Genomic DNA, 24,071 nt, shown 5'->3' on the forward strand with positions numbered 1-24,071 from the left:
TTATCCGCCATAGCTCAGTTGGTAGTAGCGCATGACTGTTAATCATGATGTCGTAGGTTCGAGTCCTACTGGCGGAGTTTCAAAGAGGTTTTACCTCTTTTTTTGTACTTTTTGGTATTATTTACAATGAGAGATAATTCTATGATTGTGAGTGGTAGTGTTAAAAGCTATTTTTTTTCAGATAGTCTATGAATTAAATAACAGTCTTTAGCACTTAAATCAAAAAGGCAGAAGTTAGTTAAGCACTAACTTCTGCCTTTTTCGATTATCGAGTGATTGTATGATAAAGATGCTTCTGAGGTTTGCATTTATGATTCTGTATTGACTTCAAAGAAGGCTCTGTATAAAGCACGAATGGCCGCTTTTTCCTGATTTTTTTCAACAACAAACATGATGGACACTTCGCTTGAGCCTTGGGACATCATTTGAATGTTGATGTTGTTTTCTGAAAGAGCTTTGGTTGCAGTGGCTGTAACCCCGATATGACTTTTCATTTTTTCACCAACAATCATGATAATAGAAAGGTCGTGTTCAATTTCTGCATGATCAACCTCAGCTTTTTGGACAAGTTGTCGAAGGATCTCTTCCTCTTTGATAGGAGTTAATTCGCGCTCGCGCAAGATAATAGAGAGGTCGTCGATTCCTGTAGGCATGTGCTCCCAACCAATATTCAAATCTTCTAGAATTTGAAGGACGCGTCTACCAAAGCCGATTTCTCTGTTCATCAAGTACTTGGACATGTTAATGCTGACAAATCCTGCATCTCCAGCAATCCCAACGACCGGGAGATGGTCCTTACTGTGTTTATGGACAATTTGAGTACCTGGATGTTTTGGGTTGTTGGTATTTTTAATAACCAGCGGGATTTTGCCGCGGTAAGCTGGAAGCAGAGCTTCATCATGGAGAACTGTAAAGCCTGCGTAAGCTAATTCTCGCATTTCCCGATAGGTTAGCTCAGGAATGGAATGTGGCTTGTGAACGATGCCGGGATGGGCAGCAAAGATTCCGTCAACATCAGTGAAGTTTTCATAAATATCTGCTTTGACACCCGCAGCAATGATTGATCCTGTAATATCAGAACCTCCACGAGAAAATGTACAGATTTGGCCATCTTGAGTTACACCAAAGAAACCAGGAATAACTAGAACTTCATCAGAATTGTTGAGTTCTTCTATTTTGTCATAGCTGGAAGGGAGAATTCGAGCATTACCTGGCTCATTGGAAACAAGGAGTCCTGCTTCTCTCGGATGAACATAGCGAGCTGGAACGCCATTTTGACTGAAATAAGCTGCAATCAGTTTGGCATTGTTATTTTCTCCTGCAGCAAGAAAAGTATCATAAAGAAATGCGTTATCTTCAATTGGCAAGGTTGCAAGGCTTGTGATGCTTTTGGAAATTTTCTCCAGAACTTTTGGTTTCAAGCCTAGTTCTGCCACCATATCTGCATACCGATTGATAATCCACTGTTGGTTAGGTGTGACATCATTTCCTGCAATATATTCTCGGTAATATTTAATCAGGGCATCGGTTACTTTGATATCGTCATCATGGCGTTTTCCTGGCGCTGACACTACAACAAATCGACGTTCAGGATCAGATTTGACAATGTTCAAAACTTTTTCTAATTGAGTCGCAGAAGCCAGTGAACTTCCACCAAATTTTACAACTTTCATTGGTTCTCCTATCTTATTTTAAAAATTATAACAAAATTCTGAAAATTATTCAAACGCAGTTTTTATACTATATTTTAACCAAAATATTGCTTTTACACTTCAAATTTGAAGACCATCTAATTTTTCCCATCTTTTATTTCCTTTCTTTTATATTTTATGATAAAATATAAGTTGTTTATAATTTGAATATCAAATTATTTAAGAATAAAACAAAACGGCTGATTTGAAATCGGGTCGGGAATGGAGCTGAAATGACATTTAATGGAATTCTCTATCATGTAGCAGATGAGATAGCAACGATTACTTTCAATCGCCCTGAAGTTTCAAATGGTTTTAATATTCCTATGTGTGAGGAAATTTTAGAGGCTATTGAACTTGCTGCTAAGGATGAGTCCGTCAAGTTTTTAGTTATCAATGCGAATGGTAAGGTTTTTTCAGTGGGTGGTGACTTAGCTGAGATGCAGAGAGCTGTCAGTGATGATGACGTCCAATCCTTGGTGAAAATCGCTGAATTGGTCAATGATATTTCTTTTGCTATGAAACGTCTTCCTAAGCCTGTCATCATGAGTGTTGATGGTCCTGTTGCTGGTGCGGCTGCTAATATGGTCGTTGCAGCTGATTTCTGTATTGCCACTGAAAAATCCCGCTTCATTCAGGCCTTTGTTGGGGTCGGTCTGGCGCCAGATGCTGGTGGTCTTTACTTACTGACTCGTGCTATCGGGGTGACTCGGGCGACCCATCTGGTCATGACTGGGGAAGCTCTGACTGCAGAGAAAGCTCTGGATTATGGCTTGCTTTATAAAGTCTGTGAAGCAGAGAAATTGGAAAAAACAACGGAACAGTTACTGAAGAAACTGAAACGAGGCTCTCTGAATTCTTACAGAGCCATGAAAGAAATGGTCTGGAAGAGTTTGTTCAGCGGCTGGTCTGAGTATGCTGAGCTAGAGTTGGAACTGCAGAAATCGCTGGCTTTCACAGAGGATTTCAAAGAAGGGGTTCGGGCTTATTCTGAGAAGCGTCGTCCAAACTTCACAGGTAAATAATGTATTGGTTCAAGGTTGCTTATTTTGCAAGTTGTTTACAAAAATATTTGAAAATCAAATTAATTTTCAAAAAAGCTTGCAAATTACTTTTCTATCTGATAAAATTTGATTGTCAAAGTATTTTCTTAAGGAGGTCTGGTTTTGAATTTTCAGTTAGTAAATGATTACTTAACGTCTATTTTCAATAATGTCTTGGTTATTGAAGAATCGAGCCTAAGAAGCAGTCGCTTCAACGATGTCTCCATTAAGGAAATGCATACAATAGATGTTATCGGCACAACCCCAAATGCTACTCCAAGTGATATATCACGAGAATTGATGGTGACTTTGGGAACTGTTACGACTAGTTTGAATAATCTGGAGCGTAAGGGTTATATTGAGCGGCGTCGGTCGGAAGTTGACCGTCGCGTGGTGCATCTGAATTTGACAAAGAATGGGCGGCTTTTGTATCGTCTTCACAAGCGATTCCACAACCGTATGGTCATGCAGGTAGTGGATGGGATGAGTCCAGAAGAGAGACAAGTGATGCAAAAGGGCCTGCAAAATTTATATAGTTTCCTAGAGGATTTGAAATAATGAACTATGCTAAGATTAGCCAGGTGGCTCATTATGCTCCCCGTCAGGTTGTCAGCAATGATGATCTGGCCGAGATTATGGATACCAGTGATAAGTGGATTTCAAGTCGAACTGGGATTAAAAACCGCCATTTATCGTCAGATGAAACGACCAGTGATTTAGCTACAAAAGTAGCAGAGAATTTGCTGCAAAAGTCAGGGATTTCTGCTCAAGACCTAGACTTTATCATTGTTGCCACCATTACGCCGGATTCTTTAATGCCTTCAACGGCTGCGAGAGTACAGGCCAATATTGGTGCTAAGAATGCATTTGCCTTTGATTTGACGGCGGCCTGCAGTGGCTTTATCTTCGCCTTATCGACTGGAGAAAAATTAATTTCTTCAGGTCGTTATCAAAAAGGTCTGGTTATAGGAAGTGAGACGCTCTCTAAGACTGTAGATTGGTCGGATCGTTCAACGGCTGTTCTCTTTGGAGATGGCGCTGGCGGTGTCCTGTTGGAAAGTGCTTCAGAACAGCATTTTTTGGCAGAAAGTCAGTTTACGGACGGATCTCGCGGAGATAGTCTGACCTGCGGAAAAATTGGTTTGTCTTCACCTTTTTCTGAAAAGGGTGAGAATCAGCCTTATCTGACAATGGACGGTCGAGCTATTTTTGATTTTGCTATTCGTGATGTTGCTCGTTCTATCAAAGAAACCATTGAAAGCAGTCAGCTTTTAGCGGAAGATTTGGATTTTCTGTTGTTGCATCAGGCCAATATCCGTATTTTGGATAAAATGGCTAAGAAGCTTGGTGTTGCGCGGGAGAAGCTTCCAGCCAATATGATGGAATATGGTAATACTAGTGCAGCTAGCATCCCGATTTTATTATCTGAGTGTGTGGAGCAAGGACTAATCAAACTGAACGGAAATCAGACAATTTTGATGTCAGGTTTCGGTGGAGGTTTGACATGGGGCACGCTTATTGTTACAATTTAGTTAATCAAGTGGAAACACATGATAAAAAATATTTTATTTTTAAAGGAGTCTATCCATGGCAGTATTTGAAAAAGTACAAGAAATTATCGTTGAAGAACTTGGCAAAGAGCCATCAGAAGTTACTCTTGAGTCAACTTTCGATGATCTTGAAGCAGATTCATTGGACTTGTTCCAAGTGATTTCAGAAATTGAAGATGCATTTGACATCCAAATCGAAACTGAAGAAGGTTTGAACACAGTTGGTGATTTGGTTGCTTATGTAGAAGAAAAAACTAAATAAGCAAGTAACTGAGAGTATCGAAAGATATTCTCTCTTGTTTAGGTAATAGTTTGACTGTCAAAGTAAAGAAAATACATTTAGCGTGTGGTAGTTTGAAATCAAGCTATTACTTAAGCAATGATAAAAGGAAGGTATTATGCAAACACGTATTACAGAATTATTGAATATTGATTATCCAATTTTCCAAGGCGGAATGGCCTGGGTTGCTGATGGTGACTTGGCTGGCGCGGTTTCAAAAGCTGGCGGTCTTGGTATCATCGGTGGCGGAAATGCACCCAAAGAAGTGGTAAAGGCTAATATTGATAAGATTAAGTCTTTAACAGACCGTCCTTTCGGGGTTAATATCATGCTTCTTTCTCCTTTTGCAGACGATATTGTGGATCTCGTCATTGAAGAGGGAGTAAAAGTAGTAACGACTGGTGCGGGTAATCCAAGCAAGCACATGGCTCGTTTCCATGAAGCGGGGATTACAGTTATCCCTGTTGTGCCAAGTGTGGCTTTGGCTAAGCGAATGGAAAAAATCGGTGCGGATGCAGTCATCGCAGAAGGTATGGAAGCCGGTGGTCACATCGGAAAATTGACTACCATGTCCTTGGTTCGTCAGGTTGCAGAAGCAGTTAGCATTCCGGTTATTGCTGCAGGTGGTATTGCAGATGGTTCTGGGGCTGCAGCTGGCTTTATGCTGGGAGCGGAGGCCGTTCAGGTCGGAACTCGCTTTGTCGTTGCTAAGGAATCCAATGCCCATCAGAACTATAAGAACATGATTTTGAAGGCTCGCGATATTGATACGACTATCTCTGCCCAGCATTTCGGCCATGCAGTTCGTGCTATCAAGAATAAGCTAACGCGTGATTTTGAAAAGGCAGAAAAAGAAGCCTTCAAGCAAGAAAATCCAGATTTGACTGTTTTTGAAAATCTGGGCGCTGGTGCTTTGGCCAATGCGGTTGTTCGCGGAGATGTGGAAAATGGTTCCGTCATGTCTGGTCAAATTGCTGGTTTAATTAGTAAGGAAGAAACAGTCGAAGAGATCCTCAAAGATATCTACTATGGTGCTGCTGAGAAGATTCAGCAGGAAGCAAAACGTTGGGCAGGAGTAACTAGAAATGACTAAAAGAGCCTTTCTCTTTGCCGGTCAGGGAGCGCAGTACCTTGGAATGGGGCGCGAGCTTTATGATCAGTATGAGCTTGTGCGGTCAACTTTTGATGAGGCTAGCCAAGTTCTAGGCTATGATGTCCGAGCTTTGATCAATCAAGACGAAGAAAAGCTCAATCAAACTCGCTACACGCAACCGGCTATTTTAACGACTTCAGTAGCTATTTATCGCCTCTTAGCTGATAAGGGAATAGAGCCAGACATGGTAGCGGGTCTCTCTCTTGGAGAATATTCTGCCTTGGTGGCTGCGGGCGCCCTTGATTTCAAGACGGCGGTAGCCTTGGTCGCTAAGCGGGGTAGCTTCATGGAAGAGGCAGCTCCAGCTGGCTCTGGGAAAATGGTCGCAGTTTTAAATGCAGAAGTTTCTCTCATCGAAGAGGTCTGTCAGGAAGCAAGCGCTATTGGTGTAGTCTCACCAGCTAACTATAATACGTCTAGTCAAATCGTTATCGGTGGAGAAGTGGCGGCAGTAGATAAGGCGGTGGAGCTTTTGAAAGATGCCGGTGTCAAGCGCTTAATCCCGCTCAATGTATCCGGACCTTTCCATACAGCGCTTTTAAAGCCAGCCAGCCAACGATTGGCAGAAGTCTTGGAAACAGTTGAGTTTTCAGATTTTGTACGGCCATTAGTCGGAAATACAGAAGCAACTGTGATGGAAAAAGAGAGAGTCAAAGAGCTTTTGACTCGTCAGGTAATGGAGCCAGTGCGTTTCTATGACAGCATTGCTAAAATGCAGGAAGCTGGTGTGACTGAGTTTGTCGAAATTGGTCCTGGCAAAGTTCTGTCTGGTTTTATTAAGAAAATTGATAAATCTGCGGATGTACGCCAAGTTGAAGATGTAGAAAGTTTGAATGCTCTTCTAGAAAAATAATGAGGAATCATCATGGAATTACAAAACAAGAATGTGTTAATTACAGGGTCCGCTCGTGGGATTGGGCTGGCAATTGCGCATAAATTTGCCAGTGTCGGAGCCAATATTATCTTAAACGGACTAAGCGGGATTTCTGATGATATTTTGGCTGAATTTGCCGGCTATTCTGGTAAAGTCGTAGCTGTTATTGGGGATGTGTCTAAAGCTGCGGATGCTCAGCGGATAGTGGAAGAAGCTGTTGCGGCTCTGGGGTCTGTAGATGTATTGGTCAATAATGCTGGTATTACCCGTGATAAGCTGATGCTGAAAATGACGGAAGAAGATTTTGAGCAGGTGCTGAAAGTGAACTTGACTGGAACATTCAATATGACACAATCAGTCCTGAAACCGATGACAAAAGCTCGTCAGGGTGCTATTATCAACCTATCGAGTGTCGTTGGTTTGGCTGGAAATATTGGTCAGGCAAACTATGCAGCTTCCAAGGCCGGTCTGATTGGTTTTTCTAAGTCAGTAGCCCGTGAAGTGGCAGCGCGTAATATCCGTGTGAACTGCATTGCCCCTGGCTTTATCGCATCTGATATGACAGATGTGCTCCCAGAAAAAATTAAGGAAGCGTCTCTGGCACTCATTCCAATGAAGCGTTTTGGTACTCCAGAAGAAGTTGCAGATGTTGCGCTCTTCTTAGCAAGTCAGGAATATTTGACGGGACAAGTCCTCACGATTGATGGCGGCTTTACCATGCAGTAAGTCACAGTTTTTGAATATTAACGAGTATAAAATCAGTTGATTCATCTAAATAAAGGAGCTCAATATGAAACTTAATCGAGTTGTTGTAACAGGATACGGTTTAACTTCACCTATCGGGAATACTCCAGAAGAATTCTGGAATAATTTAAAAGAAGGCAATATTGGAATCGGTCCAATTACTAAATTTGATCATAGTGAATACAGTGTTCACAATGCGGCGGAAATTCAGGATTTCCCTTTTGATAAATACTTTGTCAAAAAGGATACCAATCGTTATGATAATTACACACTTTATGCGATTTATGCTTCTCAAGAAGCGGTCAACAATGCTCACTTAGATGTAGATGCGTTGGATAAGGATCGCTTTGGTGTCATTGTGGCTTCAGGTATCGGTGGGATTCAGGAAATTGAAGAGCAGGTTGTTCGCTTGCATGAAAAAGGTCCTAAACGTATCAAACCTTTGACCTTGCCAAAAGCTCTGCCAAATATGGGGGCAGGAAATGTAGCGATGCGCTTTGGAGCCAATGGTATCTGTAAGTCTGTCAATACGGCTTGTGCCTCAGCAAACGATGCGATTGGTGAAGCTTTCCGCTCAATTAAATTTGGCTATCAAGATGTGATGCTGGTTGGTGGTTCAGAAGCTTCTATTACACCATTTGCGATTGCTGGTTTCCAAGCTCTGACTGCTCTTTCTACCACAGAAGATCCTAAGCGTGCTTCTATTCCTTTTGACAAGGACCGCAATGGCTTTGTCATGGGTGAAGGTTCTGGTATGCTGGTTCTGGAAAGCTTGGAACATGCTGAGAAACGTGGAGCTACTATCTTGGCTGAGGTGGTAGGATACGGCCACACTTGTGACGCTTACCATATGACTTCTCCGCATCCAGAAGGTTTGGGTGCTATCAAGGCGATTAAACAGGCAGTTGAAGAAGCTGAAATTGAGCCGAAAGATGTAGCTTATGTCAATGCTCACGGCACATCAACCCCTGCTAACGAAAAAGGCGAAAGCGGAGCTATTGTTTCTGTCTTTGGTAAAGATGTAGCGGTGTCTTCTACTAAATCCTTTACAGGACATCTGCTCGGTGCAGCAGGAGCGGTTGAGGCTATTGCGACGATTGAAGCGATGCGTCATAGCTATGTGCCAAAAACAGCTGGTACAACAGAGCTGCCAGACTATATTGAAGCCAACGTTATTTACGGTCAAGGTAAGGAACAGGAAATCCCTTATGCGATTTCCAATACATTTGGCTTTGGCGGCCATAATGCAGTTCTTGCCTTTAAACGCTGGGAGGTTTAAAAACCTATGAATATCAACGAAATTAAAGATTTAATGGCGCAGTTTGACCAGTCTAGTCTGCGTGAGTTTTCTTACAAAAATCAGAGCGATGAGCTGACTTTTAGTAAGAATGAAGGTCAGGCTGCAGTACCAACAGCCAGTGTTGCTCCAATTGCTGCACCTTTGCAGGCTGCGAGTGCGTCTGTGATTGAGCCAACTCCTCAAGCAGCTCCGTCTGCAGAGCCAGAAACAGCTTCAGAAGCTCCGGCACCTGCTGCTGAAGGTGATGTTGTGGAGAGCCCTTTAGTTGGTGTGGCTTACTTAGCAGCTGGTCCAGACAAGCCACCGTTTGTATCTGTTGGAGACCAAGTTAAAAAAGGTCAAACCCTGATGATTATTGAAGCAATGAAGGTCATGAATGAAGTTCCAGCACCTAAAGATGGTCTGGTTACAGAAATTCTGGTTCAGAATGAAGAAATGGTTGAATTTGGGAAAGGGCTGGTACGTATCAAATGATTGATATCAATGCAATAAAAGAAGCACTTCCGCACCGCTATCCGATGCTTTTGGTAGACCGAGTTTTGGAAGTTAGCGAAGATGAAATTGTCGCTCTGAAAAATGTGACAGTCAATGAGCCTTTCTTTAACGGCCATTTTCCTCAATATCCTGTTATGCCAGGTGTCTTGATCATGGAAGCTCTGGCTCAAACAGCCGGCGTGCTGGAATTGTCCAAAGAAGAAAATAAGGGCAAACTGGTCTTCTATGCTGGCATGGACAAGGTTAAGTTCAAGAAGCAAGTTGTACCAGGTGATCAGCTGATTATGACAGCTAAGTTTGTCAAGCGCCGCGGAACCATTGCGGTTGTAGAGGCGAAAGCAGAAGTTGATGGAAAACTGGCGGCCAGCGGTACCTTGACCTTTGCGATTGGCCAGTAGATAAAAGGAGCTTTCACCATGTTTCGTAAAATTTTAATTGCTAACCGTGGGGAAATTGCGGTCAGAATTATTCGTGCAGCCCGCGAGTTGGGAATTGATACGGTAGCTGTTTATTCAACGGCTGACAAGGAAGCACTCCATACCTTACTGGCTGATGAGGCCGTCTGCATCGGTCCAGCCAAGTCCACTGATTCTTATCTGAATATGAATGCAGTCTTGTCTGCTGCTGTCTTGACAGGTGCAGAAGCCATTCATCCTGGTTTTGGTTTTTTGAGCGAAAACTCTAAATTTGCGACCATGTGCGAAGAAGTCGGCATTAAGTTTATTGGGCCTTCAGGTGCTGTTATGGATATGATGGGGGACAAGATTAATGCTCGGGCTCAGATGATTAAGGCGAAAGTGCCGGTAATCCCAGGTTCTGATGGAGAAGTTCATACCTCTGAAGAAGCCTTGGAAGTCGCCGAAAAGATTGGTTATCCAGTCATGCTTAAAGCTTCTGCTGGCGGCGGCGGCAAGGGAATTCGTAAGGTTGAGAAGGCTGAGGATTTAGTAGCGGCCTTTGAGTCTGCATCTAGCGAAGCCAAAGCGGCCTTTGGTAATGGTGCTATGTATATGGAGCGAGTCATCTATCCAGCGCGCCATATTGAAGTGCAGATTTTGGCAGATCAGCAGGGGCATGTCGTCCACTTGGGCGAGCGAGATTGCTCATTGCAGCGTAATAATCAGAAAGTGTTGGAAGAAAGTCCGTCTGTGGCAATTGGGAAAACCCTACGTCAGCAGATTGGTGAAGCAGCTGTTCGGGCTGCTCAGTCTGTCGGCTATGAAAATGCTGGTACAATTGAGTTTCTGCTTGATGAAGCCAAGGGTGAATTCTACTTTATGGAGATGAACACTCGGGTGCAGGTTGAGCATCCAGTGACCGAGTTTGTTACTGGTGTGGATATTGTAAAAGAGCAGATTAAGATAGCAAACGGTCAGGAGCTGTCCTTCAGTCAGGATGATGTTGAAATCCGAGGGCATGCGATTGAGTGTCGGATTAATGCTGAAAACCCAGCCTTTAACTTTGCACCGAGTCCAGGTAAGATTTCAAATGTTTATCTGCCAAGCGGTGGAGTGGGTCTGCGCGTGGATTCAGCCGTCTATCCTGGCTATACCATCCCGCCTTACTACGATAGCATGATTGCGAAGATAATTGTTCACGGGGAAAACCGATTTGATGCTCTGATGAAGATGCAACGTGCACTCTATGAACTAGAAATTGACGGTGTTGTGACCAATAGTGGCTTCCAACTGGACTTAATCTCAGATTCTAATGTAATTGCTGGTGATTATGACACAGCCTTTCTCATGGAGAAGTTCCTTCCGGCTTATCAAGAGAAACAATAGATACGACATGTAAGAGCTGCTCTGTAAACTCGAAAGACAGTGGCTCTTGCAGTTTGATGTGCCTGAGTATAAAATCTTGAAAAGGAGAAGACGTAAACGATGGCTTTGTTTTCAAAGAAGGATAAATATATCCGTATCAATCCTAATCGAGCGAGTCGGGAAAAGCCTCAAGCAAAGCCTGAGGTACCAGACGAACTCTTTTCGAAATGCCCAGGTTGTAAGCATACCATTTACCAAAAAGATCTTGGAAATGACAGTGTGTGTCCTAACTGTGGCTATAATTTCCGTATTTCTGCTCATGAGCGCTTAAACCTAACCGTAGATGAGAATAGTTTTGAGGAGATGTTCACTGGAATTGAAACCAAGGATCCTCTGAACTTCCCTAATTATCAAGAAAAATTGGCTCTTACCCGTGAGAAGACGGGACTTGATGAGGCGGTTCTGACTGGAACAGCTAGCATCAAGGGGCATAAAGCAGCTCTAGGAATCATGGATTCAAACTTTATCATGGCTTCTATGGGGACAGTTGTGGGTGAAAAGATTACCCGTCTCTTTGAGTATGCGACAGAGCATAAATTGCCAATGGTGCTGTTTACGGCTTCTGGCGGTGCCCGCATGCAAGAGGGCATTATGAGCTTGATGCAGATGGCTAAGGTCTCTGCGGCTGTTCAGCGTCACTCTGCAGCAGGCCTCTTCTATCTGACCGTCTTGACGGATCCAACAACTGGTGGTGTCACAGCCTCTTTTGCTATGGAAGGCGATATTATTCTGGCCGAAACACAGGCTCTGGTTGGATTTGCCGGGCGTCGGGTTATTGAATCCACGGTTCGTGAGAAGCTGCCAGATGATTTTCAAAAGGCTGAATTTCTCATGGAGCATGGTTTTGTGGATGCCATCGTCAAGCGTGGTGATATGAGAGATACACTTGCTACCTTATTAGCATTCCATGGAGGTCAAGCATGACAAAAATCACTCGGATTATTAAAGAAGCGCGTGATCAGGCTCGTTTGACTGCGCTGGATTTTGCACAAGGAATTTTTGATAACTTCGTCGAGCTGCATGGGGATCGCTCTTTTCGAGATGATGGTGCAGTGATAGGCGGTATTGGGACGCTAAACGGTCAGCCTGTAACGGTGGTCGGTATTCAAAAAGGCCGCAATTTGCAAGACAATCTGCGCCGAAACTTTGGACAGCCGCATCCAGAAGGCTACCGCAAGGCCCTGCGCCTCATGAAGCAGGCGGAAAAATTTGGCCGTCCTGTGGTAACTTTTATTAATACGGCAGGAGCCTATCCTGGTGTCGGTGCTGAGGAGCGTGGCCAAGGGGAAGCTATTGCCCGTAATTTGATGGAAATGAGCAATCTCAAAGTGCCGATTATTGCCATCATCATTGGTGAAGGTGGCTCAGGTGGTGCCTTGGCTTTGGCTGTAGCAGACAAGGTCTGGATGCTGGAAAACTCTATGTATGCAGTTCTCAGTCCGGAAGGTTTTGCTTCCATCCTCTGGAAAGACGGCAGCCGAGCTATGGAAGCGGCAGAGCTGATGAAAATTACTTCACACGAGCTCTTGCAGATGGAAGTGGTAGATAAGGTCATTCCTGAAAGAGGCTTTAACAACCATGAATTACTGGCTGCAGTGAAAGAAGAAATCGCAACGGAGTTGGATAGTCTGTCTCAGCTACCCTTGGAGCAATTATTGGAAAATCGCTACCAGCGATTCAGGAAATATTAAAAAATCGAAGCCCAAAGGCTTCTTTTTCTCGTTTCGGATTCTTGTTTGGAATTGATGTGGAGCTACCTCACGAGGGAAATATATTTTAGTTTGAAAAATCGCATTATATTCTCTTTATAGGACTTATATAAAATATATATTATACAAGCCATTGATCCTATGTTAAGATAGTTTCTAATTAAAAGAAATGAGGTTTCATATGTCAGAATTTACTATCCACACGATTGAGTCCGCACCAGCTGAGGTAAAAGAAGTCCTGGAAACTGTTCAAAATGATAACGGTGGCTACATTCCTAATCTTATTGGTCTTTTGGCAAATGCACCAACAGCATTGGAAACTTATCGGACGGTTGGAGCTATCAATCGCCGTAACAGCCTGACACCGACTGAGCGTGAAGTAGTGCAGATAACGGCCGCAGTTACCAACGGCTGTGCTTTCTGTGTAGCGGGTCATACAGCTTTTTCAATCAAGCAGATTCAAATGAATGATGATCTTTTGGAGGCTCTGCGCAATCGTACTCCGATTGATACAGATCCGAAGCTAGATACGCTTGCTAAATTTACCATTGCTGTCATCAATACCAAGGGACGGGTCGGAGATGAGGCGTTAGCAGACTTCCTAGAAGCAGGCTATACACATGAGAATGCTCTAGATGTAGTTCTAGGTGTCAGCCTTGCGACCCTTTGCAATTATGCCAATAATTTGGCCAATACGCCAATTAATCCGGAATTACAGCCTTATGTCTAGTCTTTGAGGAGGTAGCAAATGACATTTTTTTCAGAAGAGTTTATCAACTGGTTGGATGACCATGCTGATCAAATTGACAAAGAATCCTGTGCAGCGGGTAACCAACTGATTGAGCGTATCGCCGCTGAAGGAGCCTTTCGGGTTGGCGTTCCAGAAGAGCTGGGAGGCCGAGGTGGCAATGATACGGATGTGATTGAAGTGCTCAAGGAGCTGGCTCACCATTCTTTGACCGCTTCCTTTATCTCTTGGGGGCAAAGGACCTTTATTGATAACATTTTAAAATCTCCTAATCCCTACTTTAGAGACCGCTATTTGGAAGGGCTCTTGTCAGGGGAATATGCAGGTGCGACAGCCTTGTCCAATGCTGTTAAATTCCTGTCGGACCTAGAAGAGTTAAATGTCTCTATTGTGGAAGAAGATGGGCAGTTTTATCTGAAAGGGTGTCTGCCTTGGGTAACCAATGCTCGCGCGGATCGCTTTCTCAGCATATTTGTTGCCGGTTTCGAAGACGGGAGCCGCCAGCCGCTGGTTCTGGCTGTGCCGTCTGACGCGCAGAATTTCTCCCGTTCGGCGGATTTAGCGTTTGTATCCTTGCAAGGGGGAAATACAGCTGCCCTGACCTTTAATTATGTGCCTTTGCAAGAGGAATGGATTCTTGCACAAGATGCCCAGGTCTTTTTGGCAGAAAATCGCCCAGCTTTTCTAGGTTATCAGTTTGGTCTGGCTCTTGGTCTAGCGGAGAAATCACTGGCGGAGGTCGAAGCTAATCTGTCAGTCCGCTCTATTTTGAGAGAGGAGTGGGAGGAGCAAGTGGCTGCTCTGACTGCGATCCAGGATCAGCTCTATAGAGGTCTTCTCCAGCCTGGTTATTTTGTTGAGCGTCCTAAGGAGCTCTTCCAGCTGCGAATTGATATAGTTGATGTGGTAGCCCAAAGTCTGCTCTTGGAGCTCCAGGCTAGTGGAGGCAGAGGATATTTGAGTAATTCGACTTCTGGCTTTATCCGCCGTTGGAACGAAGGAGCTTTTCTTCCCATTGTCTCACCGAGTGCAGTCCAGCTGCGGCATATTTTAGAAGTTTCATAGAAATGATGGCAAACAAACATTTGATTGTCATTGAAAAGGGGCTTCAAGACATTACTATAAAGGAGTTACTTCGTGAACAGCAAACGACCGCCCATTCTCTTATCTGGGTTGATTCTTGGCCTATTTGGTTTAGCTAATCTTTTACTGAACTACCATTCTATCTTTTTCCACTTCTTGAATGGTCTGGCTTTGATACTTTGGCTTTATCTGACACTGGCTTTAGTGCTGTCATTTTCGTACTATCGACAGGATTTGCAAAAGGCCCCTTTCTTATCGAGCTTTGCGACTTATCCTATGGCTAGTATGCTCTTAGCTGCTTACCTAAGCAAGCTTGGCTTATTTTGGGTGAGTCAGTTGCTTTGGTACATGGCCTTGCTGCTGCATGTTTTTCTAATAGTTATCTTTACTTGGAAGAATGTGTTTAAGGCCGAAGGATTATCTTTAACCCCGAGCTGGACGGTCCTATATGTTGGATTAGCCATGGCAAGCTTGACTCAGGGTGTAGTTCATCAGCCGCTTTTGGGCTATTTGGCTTGGTTTTTTGCTCTGCTACTGAGTTTGCTTCTCTATCCCTTGTTTTACAAGGTTAGGCGGACACAAAGGCTGCCAGATACTTTAAAGCCACAGTGGGCCATTTACTGTGCGCCTTTCTCGCTCCTGCTGGGAAGTTATATCCGTCTGGCTGGTTCTGATGCTGAAGGTTGGTTTGTTGCCTTGCTGCTCCTCTTATCGCAGGCCTTTTATCTCTTGGTCCTATGTCTTTTACCTCGCATTTTCCGACTGGGGCCTCAGCTTAGCTGGTCAGCCTTGACCTTTCCTCTTGTCAATACAGCTTTTGCCCTGAAACTGGGACTTGATTATCTAGGTTGGACCTGGCTTGTTTGGCTAAGTCATGCAGAAGCTCTGCTAGCTTTCGCAATCGTCCTCTATGTTTGTTTTTACTATATAGTCTCATTGCGAGCCAGAAAGATAACAAAAAATCCGAGATGATACTCTTTGAAAATCTGTTTTTGATTTTCTCTGAGTTGATCTCGGATTTTTTTTATTTTAGCAAAATAAGTCTGAACTTAGACCTAATGATACAGGCAAAGTATCAGGATGAACTTCTTTTTATTTTGGCGCTATAACTTCTAATCCACCCATGTACGGACGCAGAACCTCCGGGATAGTCACAGAGCCATCTTCGTTTTGGTAATTTTCTAAGATAGCTGCCACTGTGCGTCCGACAGCCAGTCCAGAACCGTTGAGAGTATGAAGGAGTTTGACCTTACCATCTGATTCGTCACGGTAGCGGATTTGAGCTCGACGAGCTTGGAAATCTTCTGTGTTAGAGCAACTAGAGATTTCACGGTAGGTGTTCTGAGCAGGAATCCAAACTTCCAAGTCGTAGGTCTTAGCGGCTGAGAAGCCCATATCTCCAGTACAGAGTGCTACAACGCGGTAAGGCAGATTCAGCTTTTGTAGGATGTTCTCAGCGTTGGCAGTCATCTTTTCCAGCTCTTCATAAGATTCTTCTGGCTTGGCAAATTTCACCATTTCAACCTTGTGGAATTGGTGCAGACGGATGAGGCCGCGCGTGTCACGACCGGCAGAGCCAGCTTCAGAGCGGAATGATGGGCTCATAGCTGTGAAGTAGATTGGCAATTCTTTTCCGTCCAAAATTTCATCTCGGTAGTAGTTGGTCAGCGGAACTTCAGCAGTCGGAATCAGAACGAAGTTGGTATCGCTTAGCTCAAAGGTATCTTCTTTGAACTTAGGATATTGCCCAGTGCCAAACATGGAATCGTGGTTGACCATATAAGGAGTGATGACTTCTGTGTAGCCTTCTTTGCCATGCTCGTCCAGCATAAAATTGTAGATAGCACGCTCAAGTCTTGCTCCCAAGCCCTTATAGAAGAGGAAGCGAGCACCAGTAACTTTTGCCCCACGTTCCCAGTCTAAGATGTCCAAATCCTCACCCAAATCCCAGTGAGCTTTGGCTTCAAAGTCAAATTGGCGCGGTGTGCCCCAGCGACGAACTTCAACGTTTTCGTCTTCATCCGCTCCGACAGGAACACTTTCGTGCGGGATATTAGGCAGAGTGGTAGTGAACTCGGTCAACTTAGCGTCTAGCTCAGCCAAGGTTGCGTCTAAGTTCTTGACTTCAGCAGAAAGTTTTTGCATAGCAGCAATCTTGTCATCAGCATTTTCCTTGTTGCGTTTAGCTTGAGCAATTTCAGCGGAAACAGTATTGCGCTCTGCCTTGAGTTCTTCGACCTTGACCAATAAATCCCGTCGTTCTTTGTCAATGGTTTTCATTTGGTTGAGTGCAGCAGCGTCAACACCTCTCGTAGCCAATTTTTCAGCGACAGAATCAAAATCTGTACGGATGCGTTTTAAATCTAACATAGGTACCTCCAAAAATAAAAGCACTTTATGAAACTGTTGGAGCGGCAGAGCCGCGGTTCCATCCAACTTCACAAAAGTGCACTCGCTTGAATATTCATTTTTAAACTAACGGTAGAATTTCCTATTTTCTCCCTATCTGCTCACAGCCGCCGCAGACTTTCTGAAAAGTGCCCAATAGTACTTATCCGTTTCGACTATTATACAGGATTTTCCGGAAAATGTAAATCCTAGGATAGGAAAAATCTTGACAGAAAAAGATAACTATGTTATCTTTAAATAAAGGTAACGTAGTTATCTAAAGGAGTTCTTATGGCAAAACAAACAACGCGCGACCGTATGATTGAGAAGACGAGCCAGCTTATCAGAGAGTATGGCTATCAGAATATCCCCCTAAGGAAACTGGCATCTCTGCTGGGGGTTACGACTGGTGCTTTTTACAAGGCTTTTGAGAACAAGGAGGAACTTTACTATCAGGTCTGTCTTTTGGAAAACCAGAAGCAGCTTAAGCGTTTAGAGGAGCAGTATCTAGATCGAGTCTCTGATCCTCTGGATTGTATTTGGCAGATAGGGCTCTTTCTTTTATCGGAATATAAGACCAACAGTCAGATGATGGATTTTCTCTTTTTCAGTCCTGTGGCGATAGAGGCTTACCGGAAAGGTGAGCTTCTGGAAATCGGGAACAAGACGGTGGCTTATCTGGATAGGCTGCCTATTGAGAGTCAGAAAGAGAAAAAGATTCTCTTGCTCAAGCTGGACACCTTCATCACAGGTTATGGCCATTTTATTGCCAAAGGTTTGGAGCCTTTTGATGAGGAAGTCTATCGCTCAATGTTCAATGATTTACTAGGAGGTTACAAACATGATTAAAAATCTCATTGTTTATGCACATCCCTATGATAAAAGCTTTAACTATGCTATTTTAGAGCAGATTCAGGAGTTGTTGGAGAAGAAAGGTCAGACCTATGAACTGATTGATCTCTATGAGGATGGTTTTAACCCTGTCTATACCAAGGAAGAGCTAGCGCTTTTTAATAAAGGGCAGGCACTAGACCCACTGGTTTTAAAATATCAGGAAGCTCTTGCGTCCTGTGACCGCCTTATCATGATTTTTCCTATCTGGTGGGCGGATATGCCAGCTATTGTCAAGGGCTTTGAAGATAAGGTCTTTTTGAAAAATAAGATTTACGAGGAGACGAAGACTCGCCAGTTAGTTGGTCGTTTGACCAATATTAAAGAGGTATTGGCTATTACTACCTCTGCAGCACCGACCTTCTATCTTAAGTATTTCTGTGGTGATGTCGTCAAGAAAGCCATGTTGGGGCATACCTTTAAGTCTATCGGTGCTAGACAGCGCCGTTGGTTGAATTTCGGGAATATTTCTCAGTCTACAGCTGAAAAACGTCAAGCTTTTTTAGAAAAATTAGCAGAAAAGATTTGAGGAGGTAGCTATCATGATTCGTTTTAGAAGAGCAGATGAAAGGGATCTTGCTGCTGCGGTCTCGGTTTTAACTGCTGCTTTTGCAGAGCATGAGGTCTACAGAGAAAAATTCCGTCCTCTCTTTGGCAGCAGCCGGTCTTATATTGATTTTCTAAATAGATTGCATGCAGTTATGGTTAAGGCGGCGATGCGTCATCATATTTGCCTACTTGCTGAAGTGGACGGACGTCTTATGGCGGTCGCTACTATTCATAAGCTCGGTAGCCATCCTGTCGGTATACTTTCCTTTTTGCGGGCAGGAGCATGGAGGATGTGGCAATATATTCCCCAGCTTTTAGCCTTTCAAAAAGTCTTTGGGGAGGGGAGTAAAGAAGCTAAGAAAAGGGGTGTTTCAACTCTATATCTTGAACTGCTGGGTGTGCTGCCTGATTATCAAGGACAGGGAGTTGGCGGTCTTTTTATCTCAAAGGGACTTGAGCTGCTTGCCAAAGAAGAGAAATGCCAGCGGCTTACTTTGATTACTCATACAGAAAGCAACTGCCGTTTTTACAAAAAGAACGGATTTAAACAACTAGATGTCCGTGATGTTGAAGGTGTCAAGACATGGACTTTCGAGAAAAATTTAGCTGATGTTTATACTTTTTGAAAATCTAATGATGCGGTCTTGCATTGATAATGTCATCTTACCCCACACTATTATTTCAAGGGGCTGAAATAGTGCATTCTCAGACTGTTTCACTTTTCAATTTTTTGTGCTAGCTCCATTTTGCTGATACAAGCAGCTTTTATCTTAGTCGAAAATATAAAAAATAAGGTTGAAACTTTTTCAACCCTATTTTTTCTTCTTAAAGATTCCAGCAATTTTTTGTAACAGAGTCGGCAATCTAACGACCTTGTCGTTGCCAATATGTTCTCGCGCAATTTTGAGAATCTTGCCAGAGTCTTTGGAGGCAAAGAGAAACTTTCCTTTGTCAGTCCAGATTTCAAAGTGGCGGCTGACTTTCTTGCCAGAAACATTGGCGCCGATAGCAGTGATGCTAATCCAAGGCAGCTGGATATAATCTTCTACATTGGCATCAGAGTAAAACTCCAGAGCAGTCTCGCCGATTAAAAATTTCCCAACCTTTCCGCCTAATCCAAGATAGGATACGCCAGTAGTATTAAACTCAACTGTTTTGTTTTGTGACTGTGCCATAGAGTAACTCCCTTTTAAATAATATAGCTATTATACCACAATAAAAAGAAGGCCGAAACCTTCTTTTTGATTACATCAAACCAGCAACGTGAGCTAGTACACCAACTACAAAGAGGGCGATGATGATAGTGATAGGCGATACTTTCTTCTTAAGCAACCACATACAAGCAAAAGTTAGAAGCAGTCCCATCAAACCAGGAATCAAGGAATCCAAGTTTTGTTGGAAAGTTGTAACTTTTTCAGGGGTTTGAGATAGTCCTTGACCTACTTGAGCAAAGGCTTCTTGGATACCCTTATAGCCACTAGACAATTTGTCCCAATGGATATATGCTTTATCATCTAGCTTAACAGATGAAACGTTAAAGACAAACTTAATAGATACCCAGCGCTCAACCAGAACAGCCAAGATAAACATACCTAGGATTGAAGCACCTTTAGTAATGTCTTGGAGGATACCACCAGACATGTCTTTAGTGATTTCAGAACCGGCCTTGTAGCCCAATTCTTGTGTGTACCAGAGGAAAGCCATCCGGATAGCATTCCAAGCTAAGAAGAAGATAAGTGGCCCAATGATATTTCCAGTCAAAGCAAGAGATGCCCCAAGTGCTCCAAGGATAGGACGAACTGTGAACCAGAAGACAGGGTCTCCGATACCAGCCAGAGGTCCCATCATACCGATTTTAACCCCTTGGATAGCCGCATCGTCAATTGCTGCACCATTTGCTTTTTCTTCTTCAAGCGCAAGTGTAACTCCGATGATTGGAGCTGCAACATATGGGTGAGTGTTGAAGAATTCCAAGTGACGCTCAAGAGCAGCAGCTTGATCTTCTTTTTTAGTATAAAGTTTCTTAATAGCTGGAATCAGTGAATAAGCCCAGCCCAAGTTTTGCATACGTTCGTAGTTCCAAGAACCTTGCAAGAAAGTAGAACGCCACCAAACTTTTTGACGGTCAGCCTTTGAAAGAGTCAATTTTCCTGACTCATCAGGTTTTACAGTATTTAATTCTGTCATGATAGTGTGTCTCCTTTCTTAGTAGTCTTCTAGGATATCGCCGATTGGATCGTTAGATGAAGCTGTTGCTCCACCGCCACCATTTCCGCCTTTTTTAGACAGGGCAAGGTAGATGAGAGCAATAGCGACACCAATTGCACCGAGGGCAATCAGAGTGAGTTCGCTTACAGCAGCCAAAGCGAAACCAATAGCGAAGAATGGCCATACTTCACGAGTTGCCATCATGTTGATAACCATGGCATAACCAACGGCTACGACCATACCACCACCGATTTGCATACCTTCTGATAGCCAAGCTGGCATAGCTTCAAGAGCAGATTTAACAGACTCAGCTGGAATCATCAAAAGAAGTGCTGCCGGGATAGCAATACGTGCTCCTTGCATGAAAAGAGCGATAAAGTGAGCGCGTTCAACTCCTTTAATGTCTCCTTTTTTCGCAGCAGCATCTGCACCGTGAACCAAACCAACTGACAAAGTACGGACAATCATAGTCAAGAAGAGACCAGCAACAGCAAGTGGAATTGCAACACCTTGTGCTACAGCGATTCCTTTGCTTGAGAAGTCTCCACCCAGTACCATAATGATGGCAGCGGCAACAGAAGCGAGGGCGGCATCAGGTGCTACAGCAGCTCCGATATTAGCCCAGCCAAGAGCGATCAGCTGGAGAGAGCCACCCAGCATAACACCGGCAGCCAAATTACCAGTTACCAGTCCAATCAAGGTACAAGCAACCAGCGGTTGGTGGAATTGGAATTGGTCTAAGATACCTTCTAGACCAGCTAAGAAGGCAACAAAGACTACTAAAACCATAGAAATAATAGACATGTTCTAAATCCTTTCGTAAATTAATAAAAGCAAAACGTTTGATTCTACTGCACGTTGGCTTTCTTAATCAAATCAAACAAATCTTTTTTAGAGTCATTTGGTACTTTACGTACGTCGAATTCAACGCCAAGGTCACGCAGCTTTTCATAAGTAGCAACGTCTTCCTTGTCCATTGAAAGTACGTTGTTGACCATCGTTTTACCAGTTGAGTGGGCCATGGAACCAACATTAAGGGTCTTGATTGGCACACCGCCTTCAACAGCACGAAGGGCGTCTTGAGGAGTTTCAAACAGAATCAAGGCATGTGTGTTGCCAAAGCGAGGGTCTTTTGAAACAGCAATCAATTTGTCAATTGGGACTACATTGGCTTTGACATTACCTGGTGCAGCTTGCTTAATCAATTCTTTACGAAGTTCATCTTGAGCTACTGAGTCAGAAGCAACAATAATACGATCTGCTTTTGAATCTGGCGTCCAAGCTGTTGCTACCTGACCGTGCAGCAAGCGTGTGTCGATCCGGGCAAGGTTGATTTTGAGCTTGCCGTCACCGATTACAGTCCCTTCAGGGATTGCTGCTTGGGCAACTGGAGCAGCTGCAGCAGGAGCATTTGCTTCTTCAGCAACAGGATTCAGCCCTTCAGGCAGAGCTTTGACTCCTTCCTTGGCTTCTTTGATGATGTTAGCAACAACAGCTTCAACGCCGGCGTTGGCATCCATCATCCTTTCTGTATAAGCTTGAATCAGCATAGGCAGGTTCAAGCCTGTAATTATAGCGAACTTGCGGTCTGGATTTTCACCCATGACACGGCTAGCTTGGTTGAATGGAGAGCCACTCCAAAGGTCAGCCAAGACCAACACTTCATCGTCCGCATCAAACGAAGCCACAGCGTCATTGAACTTTGCATAGAGATCATCTGGTCCTTCGTTGGGCATAAAAGTAACAACTTGTACTTTTTCCTGCTCACCGAAAATCATAGAACCTGATTGATGAATACCAGCAGCAAATTCACCGTGGCTAGCAATAATGATTCCGATACTCATTATTGACATTCCTCCTTATAAAATGTTTGACTTAAGTTTTAAGAAAACTTTAAGGCAAGTTTATTATAAAACGTTTTCATGAAAAATGCAAGCGTTTGTTCCTAAAAACGACTTTTTCTTTCAAAAATGTCAGTATTTGCTGCACCCCTGATAAATATAGGTATAAGCAAACCTTGGCTATAGAAATGTTTTAATAAATTAGGAAAACAGAAAATAAAACAGATTAATATATGAAAAAACGTTGAAATAATATGAAAGAGACTTTTGAAATGACAGAAGAGAATTTTGTTTGAGAAAGTGTTTATTTATCAAAAAAGAAAGAGGAGGGCCAAAGACAAAAAATCGCATCTTATGTCTTTAGTCTCCCTCTGTAATGGCAAAAGTTTCTAAATAATATCAAGCCTGTCTATCATAAGTTTCCAAAAGTTTGGTAAATGTTGGGATTGACATGCTTTAAAGCATTAGTGTGTGAAGTCAAGTACCATACGTCCCTGAATGGTACCCGCTTCCATTTCGTCAAAGACATCCACTGCATCTGAAACAGGGCGCTTTTGAACGACAGGAACCACTAATCCTTCAGCACCAAACTGGAAGGCTTCTTCCAAGTCCTTGCGAGTACCAACGAGGGAACCGATGACTTGGATACCATCTAAAACGGTTTTGACAATGCTGAGATCCATCATTTCAGATGGTAATCCAACGGCAATTACCCGACCGCCAGCACGAATAGAATCAACAGCTTGGTTGAAGGCAACTTTAGAAACAGCTGTTACTACTGCAGAATGCGCACCGCCAGTTTTTTCTTGGATAAGAGCAGCAACATCTTCAACTTCATGGCCGTTGATGACGATATCAGCACCAACTTCTTTGGCCAAAGCTAGCTTATCATTGTTGATATCAACAGCGACAACATGGGCATTAAAGACTTTCTTGGCATATTGAACCGCTAGGTTACCCAATCCACCTGCTCCAAAGATTACTGTCCATTGGCCTGGCTGCAGCTGGGCTTCTTTGATAGCCTTATAGGTAGTTACGCCTGCACAAGTGATAGAAGAAGCTTGTGCAGGATCGAGTCCTTCAGGGACTTTGACAGCGTAGTCTGCAGTTACGATACATTGCTCTGCCATCCCACCGTCAACAGAATAACCAGCATTTTTTACTGTACGGCAAAGGGTTTCGCGGCCAGTTGTACAGTATTCACAAGCGCCGCAGCCTTCAAAGAACCAAGCGACACTGACGCGGTCTCCGACTTTGAGACTTTTTACATCTGGAGCGATTTCTTTGACAATACCAATACCTTCGTGTCCAAGAACGCGACCTGGCACCTTGCCAAAGTCACCATGTGCGACGTGCAAATCAGTATGGCAGACACCACAGTATTCGATATCAACGAGAGCTTCCCCTGTTTCAAGAGGACGCATTTCTTTATTTTCGATGAGTTGGACAGCGGTTCCTTCTGGATTTACAACGACTGCTTTCATAAGTAGTTTCCTCCTGTTATTTAGTTTTTGATTATGTTAATTATATCACAAACTCAAACAAATAGCAAACGCTTACAAAACTAAGCGTGAATTCACTCAAATATTCTGACATAGCTGATAAGGCCCTATTTTTAAAGCTTTTTGAACCTGATAGAGGTCGTGAGAAGACAAAAAAGAAAAAGACAAACTCTCGAACAGAGTTTGCCTAATTGTCTAG

26 protein-coding genes and 1 tRNA gene are annotated in these 24,071 nt (G+C 43.5%); 20 read left to right on the forward strand and 7 right to left on the reverse strand.

Annotated elements, in window-relative coordinates; translation table 11 throughout:
* The first annotated feature begins 3 nt into the window (after window positions 1-3).
* Window positions 4-77, forward strand: a tRNA-Asn gene (locus O3621_RS09675).
* 231 nt (window positions 78-308) lie between these two features.
* Here the strand turns inward: O3621_RS09675 and O3621_RS09680 are convergent.
* A complete protein-coding gene (locus O3621_RS09680; protein WP_371514107.1) occupies window positions 309-1,673 on the reverse strand; it encodes an aspartate kinase in 1,365 nt (454 codons plus the stop codon).
* Between the two features lie 251 nt (window positions 1,674-1,924).
* Between O3621_RS09680 and O3621_RS09685 the strand changes: the two genes are divergently transcribed.
* From O3621_RS09685 to O3621_RS09760, 16 genes are all read left to right on the forward strand, one after another.
* Window positions 1,925-2,716 (forward strand): enoyl-CoA hydratase, encoded by a 792-nt coding sequence (locus O3621_RS09685; RefSeq protein ID WP_371514108.1) that lies wholly within the window; start codon window positions 1,925-1,927, stop codon window positions 2,714-2,716.
* Window positions 2,717-2,857: 141 nt separating this feature from the next.
* Entirely contained in the window at window positions 2,858-3,292 is a 435-nt protein-coding gene (locus O3621_RS09690) for a MarR family winged helix-turn-helix transcriptional regulator (RefSeq protein ID WP_002901186.1), read from the forward strand.
* The gene (locus O3621_RS09695) at window positions 3,292-4,266 is read left to right on the forward strand and encodes a beta-ketoacyl-ACP synthase III (RefSeq protein ID WP_002908891.1); all 975 of its coding nucleotides are present in this window, start codon (window positions 3,292-3,294) and stop codon (window positions 4,264-4,266) included. Before O3621_RS09690 ends, O3621_RS09695 begins: the two co-directional genes overlap by 1 nt.
* Window positions 4,267-4,321: 55 nt before the next feature.
* Window positions 4,322-4,546 carry an acyl carrier protein gene (locus tag O3621_RS09700; protein ID WP_002893611.1) on the forward strand — a complete coding sequence of 75 codons (225 nt, stop codon included), beginning with the start codon at window positions 4,322-4,324 and terminating at the stop codon, window positions 4,544-4,546.
* A 136-nt stretch (window positions 4,547-4,682) separates the two neighbouring features.
* Window positions 4,683-5,657 (forward strand): enoyl-[acyl-carrier-protein] reductase FabK, encoded by a 975-nt coding sequence (gene fabK, locus O3621_RS09705; protein ID WP_002893610.1) that lies wholly within the window; start codon window positions 4,683-4,685, stop codon window positions 5,655-5,657.
* Window positions 5,650-6,570 (forward strand): ACP S-malonyltransferase, encoded by a 921-nt coding sequence (gene fabD, locus O3621_RS09710; RefSeq protein ID WP_314450489.1) that lies wholly within the window; start codon window positions 5,650-5,652, stop codon window positions 6,568-6,570. Before fabK ends, fabD begins: the two co-directional genes overlap by 8 nt.
* A 12-nt stretch (window positions 6,571-6,582) precedes the next feature.
* Window positions 6,583-7,317 carry a 3-oxoacyl-[acyl-carrier-protein] reductase gene (gene fabG, locus O3621_RS09715; protein ID WP_314450491.1) on the forward strand — a complete coding sequence of 245 codons (735 nt, stop codon included), beginning with the start codon at window positions 6,583-6,585 and terminating at the stop codon, window positions 7,315-7,317.
* 64 nt (window positions 7,318-7,381) lie between these two features.
* On the forward strand, window positions 7,382-8,614 hold the full coding sequence (gene fabF, locus O3621_RS09720; protein WP_371514109.1) for a beta-ketoacyl-ACP synthase II: 1,233 nt from the start codon (window positions 7,382-7,384) through the stop codon (window positions 8,612-8,614).
* Between the two features lie 6 nt (window positions 8,615-8,620).
* On the forward strand, window positions 8,621-9,109 hold the full coding sequence (gene accB, locus O3621_RS09725; protein WP_371514110.1) for an acetyl-CoA carboxylase biotin carboxyl carrier protein: 489 nt from the start codon (window positions 8,621-8,623) through the stop codon (window positions 9,107-9,109).
* Complete coding sequence (gene fabZ, locus O3621_RS09730) at window positions 9,106-9,528, forward strand: 3-hydroxyacyl-ACP dehydratase FabZ (RefSeq protein ID WP_002896886.1); 423 nt, start codon at window positions 9,106-9,108, stop codon at window positions 9,526-9,528. Before accB ends, fabZ begins: the two co-directional genes overlap by 4 nt.
* An 18-nt stretch (window positions 9,529-9,546) precedes the next feature.
* Window positions 9,547-10,914 carry an acetyl-CoA carboxylase biotin carboxylase subunit gene (locus tag O3621_RS09735; protein WP_002905267.1) on the forward strand — a complete coding sequence of 456 codons (1,368 nt, stop codon included), beginning with the start codon at window positions 9,547-9,549 and terminating at the stop codon, window positions 10,912-10,914.
* A gap of 99 nt (window positions 10,915-11,013) precedes the next feature.
* The gene (gene accD, locus O3621_RS09740; protein WP_314449205.1) at window positions 11,014-11,877 is read left to right on the forward strand and encodes an acetyl-CoA carboxylase, carboxyltransferase subunit beta; all 864 of its coding nucleotides are present in this window, start codon (window positions 11,014-11,016) and stop codon (window positions 11,875-11,877) included.
* The gene (locus O3621_RS09745; protein ID WP_002911786.1) at window positions 11,874-12,644 is read left to right on the forward strand and encodes an acetyl-CoA carboxylase carboxyl transferase subunit alpha; all 771 of its coding nucleotides are present in this window, start codon (window positions 11,874-11,876) and stop codon (window positions 12,642-12,644) included. The genes accD and O3621_RS09745 overlap by 4 nt, the downstream gene beginning before the upstream one ends.
* Window positions 12,645-12,843: 199 nt before the next feature.
* The gene (locus O3621_RS09750) at window positions 12,844-13,392 is read left to right on the forward strand and encodes a carboxymuconolactone decarboxylase family protein (RefSeq protein ID WP_314449208.1); all 549 of its coding nucleotides are present in this window, start codon (window positions 12,844-12,846) and stop codon (window positions 13,390-13,392) included.
* An 18-nt stretch (window positions 13,393-13,410) separates the two neighbouring features.
* Window positions 13,411-14,475 carry an acyl-CoA dehydrogenase family protein gene (locus tag O3621_RS09755; RefSeq protein WP_314449211.1) on the forward strand — a complete coding sequence of 355 codons (1,065 nt, stop codon included), beginning with the start codon at window positions 13,411-13,413 and terminating at the stop codon, window positions 14,473-14,475.
* Window positions 14,476-14,547: 72 nt separating this feature from the next.
* The gene (locus O3621_RS09760; protein ID WP_314449213.1) at window positions 14,548-15,465 is read left to right on the forward strand and encodes a TDT family transporter; all 918 of its coding nucleotides are present in this window, start codon (window positions 14,548-14,550) and stop codon (window positions 15,463-15,465) included.
* 120 nt (window positions 15,466-15,585) lie between these two features.
* Here O3621_RS09760 and serS read toward each other — a convergent pair whose 3' ends face one another.
* A complete protein-coding gene (serS, locus tag O3621_RS09765; RefSeq protein ID WP_371514111.1) occupies window positions 15,586-16,863 on the reverse strand; it encodes a serine--tRNA ligase in 1,278 nt (425 codons plus the stop codon).
* A 309-nt stretch (window positions 16,864-17,172) separates the two neighbouring features.
* Between serS and O3621_RS09770 the strand changes: the two genes are divergently transcribed.
* The 3 genes from O3621_RS09770 to O3621_RS09780 are packed head-to-tail and all read left to right on the forward strand — an operon-like array spanning window position 17,173 to window position 18,947.
* Window positions 17,173-17,730 (forward strand): TetR/AcrR family transcriptional regulator, encoded by a 558-nt coding sequence (locus O3621_RS09770; protein ID WP_371514112.1) that lies wholly within the window; start codon window positions 17,173-17,175, stop codon window positions 17,728-17,730.
* The gene (locus O3621_RS09775) at window positions 17,723-18,301 is read left to right on the forward strand and encodes an NAD(P)H-dependent oxidoreductase (RefSeq protein WP_371514113.1); all 579 of its coding nucleotides are present in this window, start codon (window positions 17,723-17,725) and stop codon (window positions 18,299-18,301) included. The genes O3621_RS09770 and O3621_RS09775 overlap by 8 nt, the downstream gene beginning before the upstream one ends.
* Before the next feature lie 13 nt (window positions 18,302-18,314).
* Window positions 18,315-18,947 (forward strand): GNAT family N-acetyltransferase, encoded by a 633-nt coding sequence (locus O3621_RS09780; protein ID WP_314830785.1) that lies wholly within the window; start codon window positions 18,315-18,317, stop codon window positions 18,945-18,947.
* Window positions 18,948-19,133: 186 nt separating this feature from the next.
* On the opposite strand, the gene O3621_RS09785 is transcribed toward O3621_RS09780, so the two are convergent.
* The 5 genes from O3621_RS09785 to adhP all read right to left on the reverse strand — a co-directional run bounded on the left by O3621_RS09785 (window position 19,134) and on the right by adhP (window position 23,854).
* Window positions 19,134-19,496 (reverse strand): DUF956 family protein, encoded by a 363-nt coding sequence (locus tag O3621_RS09785; RefSeq protein ID WP_314830784.1) that lies wholly within the window; start codon window positions 19,494-19,496, stop codon window positions 19,134-19,136.
* A 70-nt stretch (window positions 19,497-19,566) separates the two neighbouring features.
* Entirely contained in the window at window positions 19,567-20,508 is a 942-nt protein-coding gene (locus O3621_RS09790; RefSeq protein WP_002893579.1) for a PTS system mannose/fructose/sorbose family transporter subunit IID, read from the reverse strand.
* A gap of 18 nt (window positions 20,509-20,526) precedes the next feature.
* Window positions 20,527-21,333 carry a PTS mannose/fructose/sorbose transporter subunit IIC gene (locus tag O3621_RS09795; protein ID WP_002893578.1) on the reverse strand — a complete coding sequence of 269 codons (807 nt, stop codon included), beginning with the start codon at window positions 21,331-21,333 and terminating at the stop codon, window positions 20,527-20,529.
* Between the two features lie 44 nt (window positions 21,334-21,377).
* Entirely contained in the window at window positions 21,378-22,373 is a 996-nt protein-coding gene (locus O3621_RS09800; RefSeq protein WP_371514114.1) for a PTS sugar transporter subunit IIB, read from the reverse strand.
* 461 nt (window positions 22,374-22,834) lie between these two features.
* Complete coding sequence (gene adhP, locus O3621_RS09805; RefSeq protein ID WP_371514115.1) at window positions 22,835-23,854, reverse strand: alcohol dehydrogenase AdhP; 1,020 nt, start codon at window positions 23,852-23,854, stop codon at window positions 22,835-22,837.
* Between the last annotated feature and the right edge of the window lie 217 nt (window positions 23,855-24,071).

It is taken from the genome of Streptococcus sp. 20925_1_22 (assembly GCF_041431685.1).
Taxonomy (GTDB): Bacteria; Bacillota; Bacilli; order Lactobacillales; family Streptococcaceae; genus Streptococcus.

Coding starts and splice junctions, on each gene's coding strand:
- O3621_RS09680 (WP_371514107.1), bottom strand. CDS start 1,673: ATGAAAGTTGTAAAATTTGGTGGAAGTTCACTGGCTTCTGCGACTCAA.
- O3621_RS09685 (WP_371514108.1), top strand. CDS start 1,925: ATGACATTTAATGGAATTCTCTATCATGTAGCAGATGAGATAGCAACG.
- O3621_RS09695 (WP_002908891.1), top strand. CDS start 3,292: ATGAACTATGCTAAGATTAGCCAGGTGGCTCATTATGCTCCCCGTCAG.
- O3621_RS09700 (WP_002893611.1), top strand. CDS start 4,322: ATGGCAGTATTTGAAAAAGTACAAGAAATTATCGTTGAAGAACTTGGC.
- fabK (WP_002893610.1), top strand. CDS start 4,683: ATGCAAACACGTATTACAGAATTATTGAATATTGATTATCCAATTTTC.
- fabD (WP_314450489.1), top strand. CDS start 5,650: ATGACTAAAAGAGCCTTTCTCTTTGCCGGTCAGGGAGCGCAGTACCTT.
- fabG (WP_314450491.1), top strand. CDS start 6,583: ATGGAATTACAAAACAAGAATGTGTTAATTACAGGGTCCGCTCGTGGG.
- fabF (WP_371514109.1), top strand. CDS start 7,382: ATGAAACTTAATCGAGTTGTTGTAACAGGATACGGTTTAACTTCACCT.
- accB (WP_371514110.1), top strand. CDS start 8,621: ATGAATATCAACGAAATTAAAGATTTAATGGCGCAGTTTGACCAGTCT.
- fabZ (WP_002896886.1), top strand. CDS start 9,106: ATGATTGATATCAATGCAATAAAAGAAGCACTTCCGCACCGCTATCCG.
- O3621_RS09735 (WP_002905267.1), top strand. CDS start 9,547: ATGTTTCGTAAAATTTTAATTGCTAACCGTGGGGAAATTGCGGTCAGA.
- accD (WP_314449205.1), top strand. CDS start 11,014: ATGGCTTTGTTTTCAAAGAAGGATAAATATATCCGTATCAATCCTAAT.
- O3621_RS09745 (WP_002911786.1), top strand. CDS start 11,874: ATGACAAAAATCACTCGGATTATTAAAGAAGCGCGTGATCAGGCTCGT.
- O3621_RS09750 (WP_314449208.1), top strand. CDS start 12,844: ATGTCAGAATTTACTATCCACACGATTGAGTCCGCACCAGCTGAGGTA.
- O3621_RS09755 (WP_314449211.1), top strand. CDS start 13,411: ATGACATTTTTTTCAGAAGAGTTTATCAACTGGTTGGATGACCATGCT.
- serS (WP_371514111.1), bottom strand. CDS start 16,863: ATGTTAGATTTAAAACGCATCCGTACAGATTTTGATTCTGTCGCTGAA.
- O3621_RS09770 (WP_371514112.1), top strand. CDS start 17,173: ATGGCAAAACAAACAACGCGCGACCGTATGATTGAGAAGACGAGCCAG.
- O3621_RS09775 (WP_371514113.1), top strand. CDS start 17,723: ATGATTAAAAATCTCATTGTTTATGCACATCCCTATGATAAAAGCTTT.
- O3621_RS09780 (WP_314830785.1), top strand. CDS start 18,315: ATGATTCGTTTTAGAAGAGCAGATGAAAGGGATCTTGCTGCTGCGGTC.
- O3621_RS09785 (WP_314830784.1), bottom strand. CDS start 19,496: ATGGCACAGTCACAAAACAAAACAGTTGAGTTTAATACTACTGGCGTA.
- O3621_RS09790 (WP_002893579.1), bottom strand. CDS start 20,508: ATGACAGAATTAAATACTGTAAAACCTGATGAGTCAGGAAAATTGACT.
- O3621_RS09795 (WP_002893578.1), bottom strand. CDS start 21,333: ATGTCTATTATTTCTATGGTTTTAGTAGTCTTTGTTGCCTTCTTAGCT.
- O3621_RS09800 (WP_371514114.1), bottom strand. CDS start 22,373: ATGAGTATCGGAATCATTATTGCTAGCCACGGTGAATTTGCTGCTGGT.
- adhP (WP_371514115.1), bottom strand. CDS start 23,854: ATGAAAGCAGTCGTTGTAAATCCAGAAGGAACCGCTGTCCAACTCATC.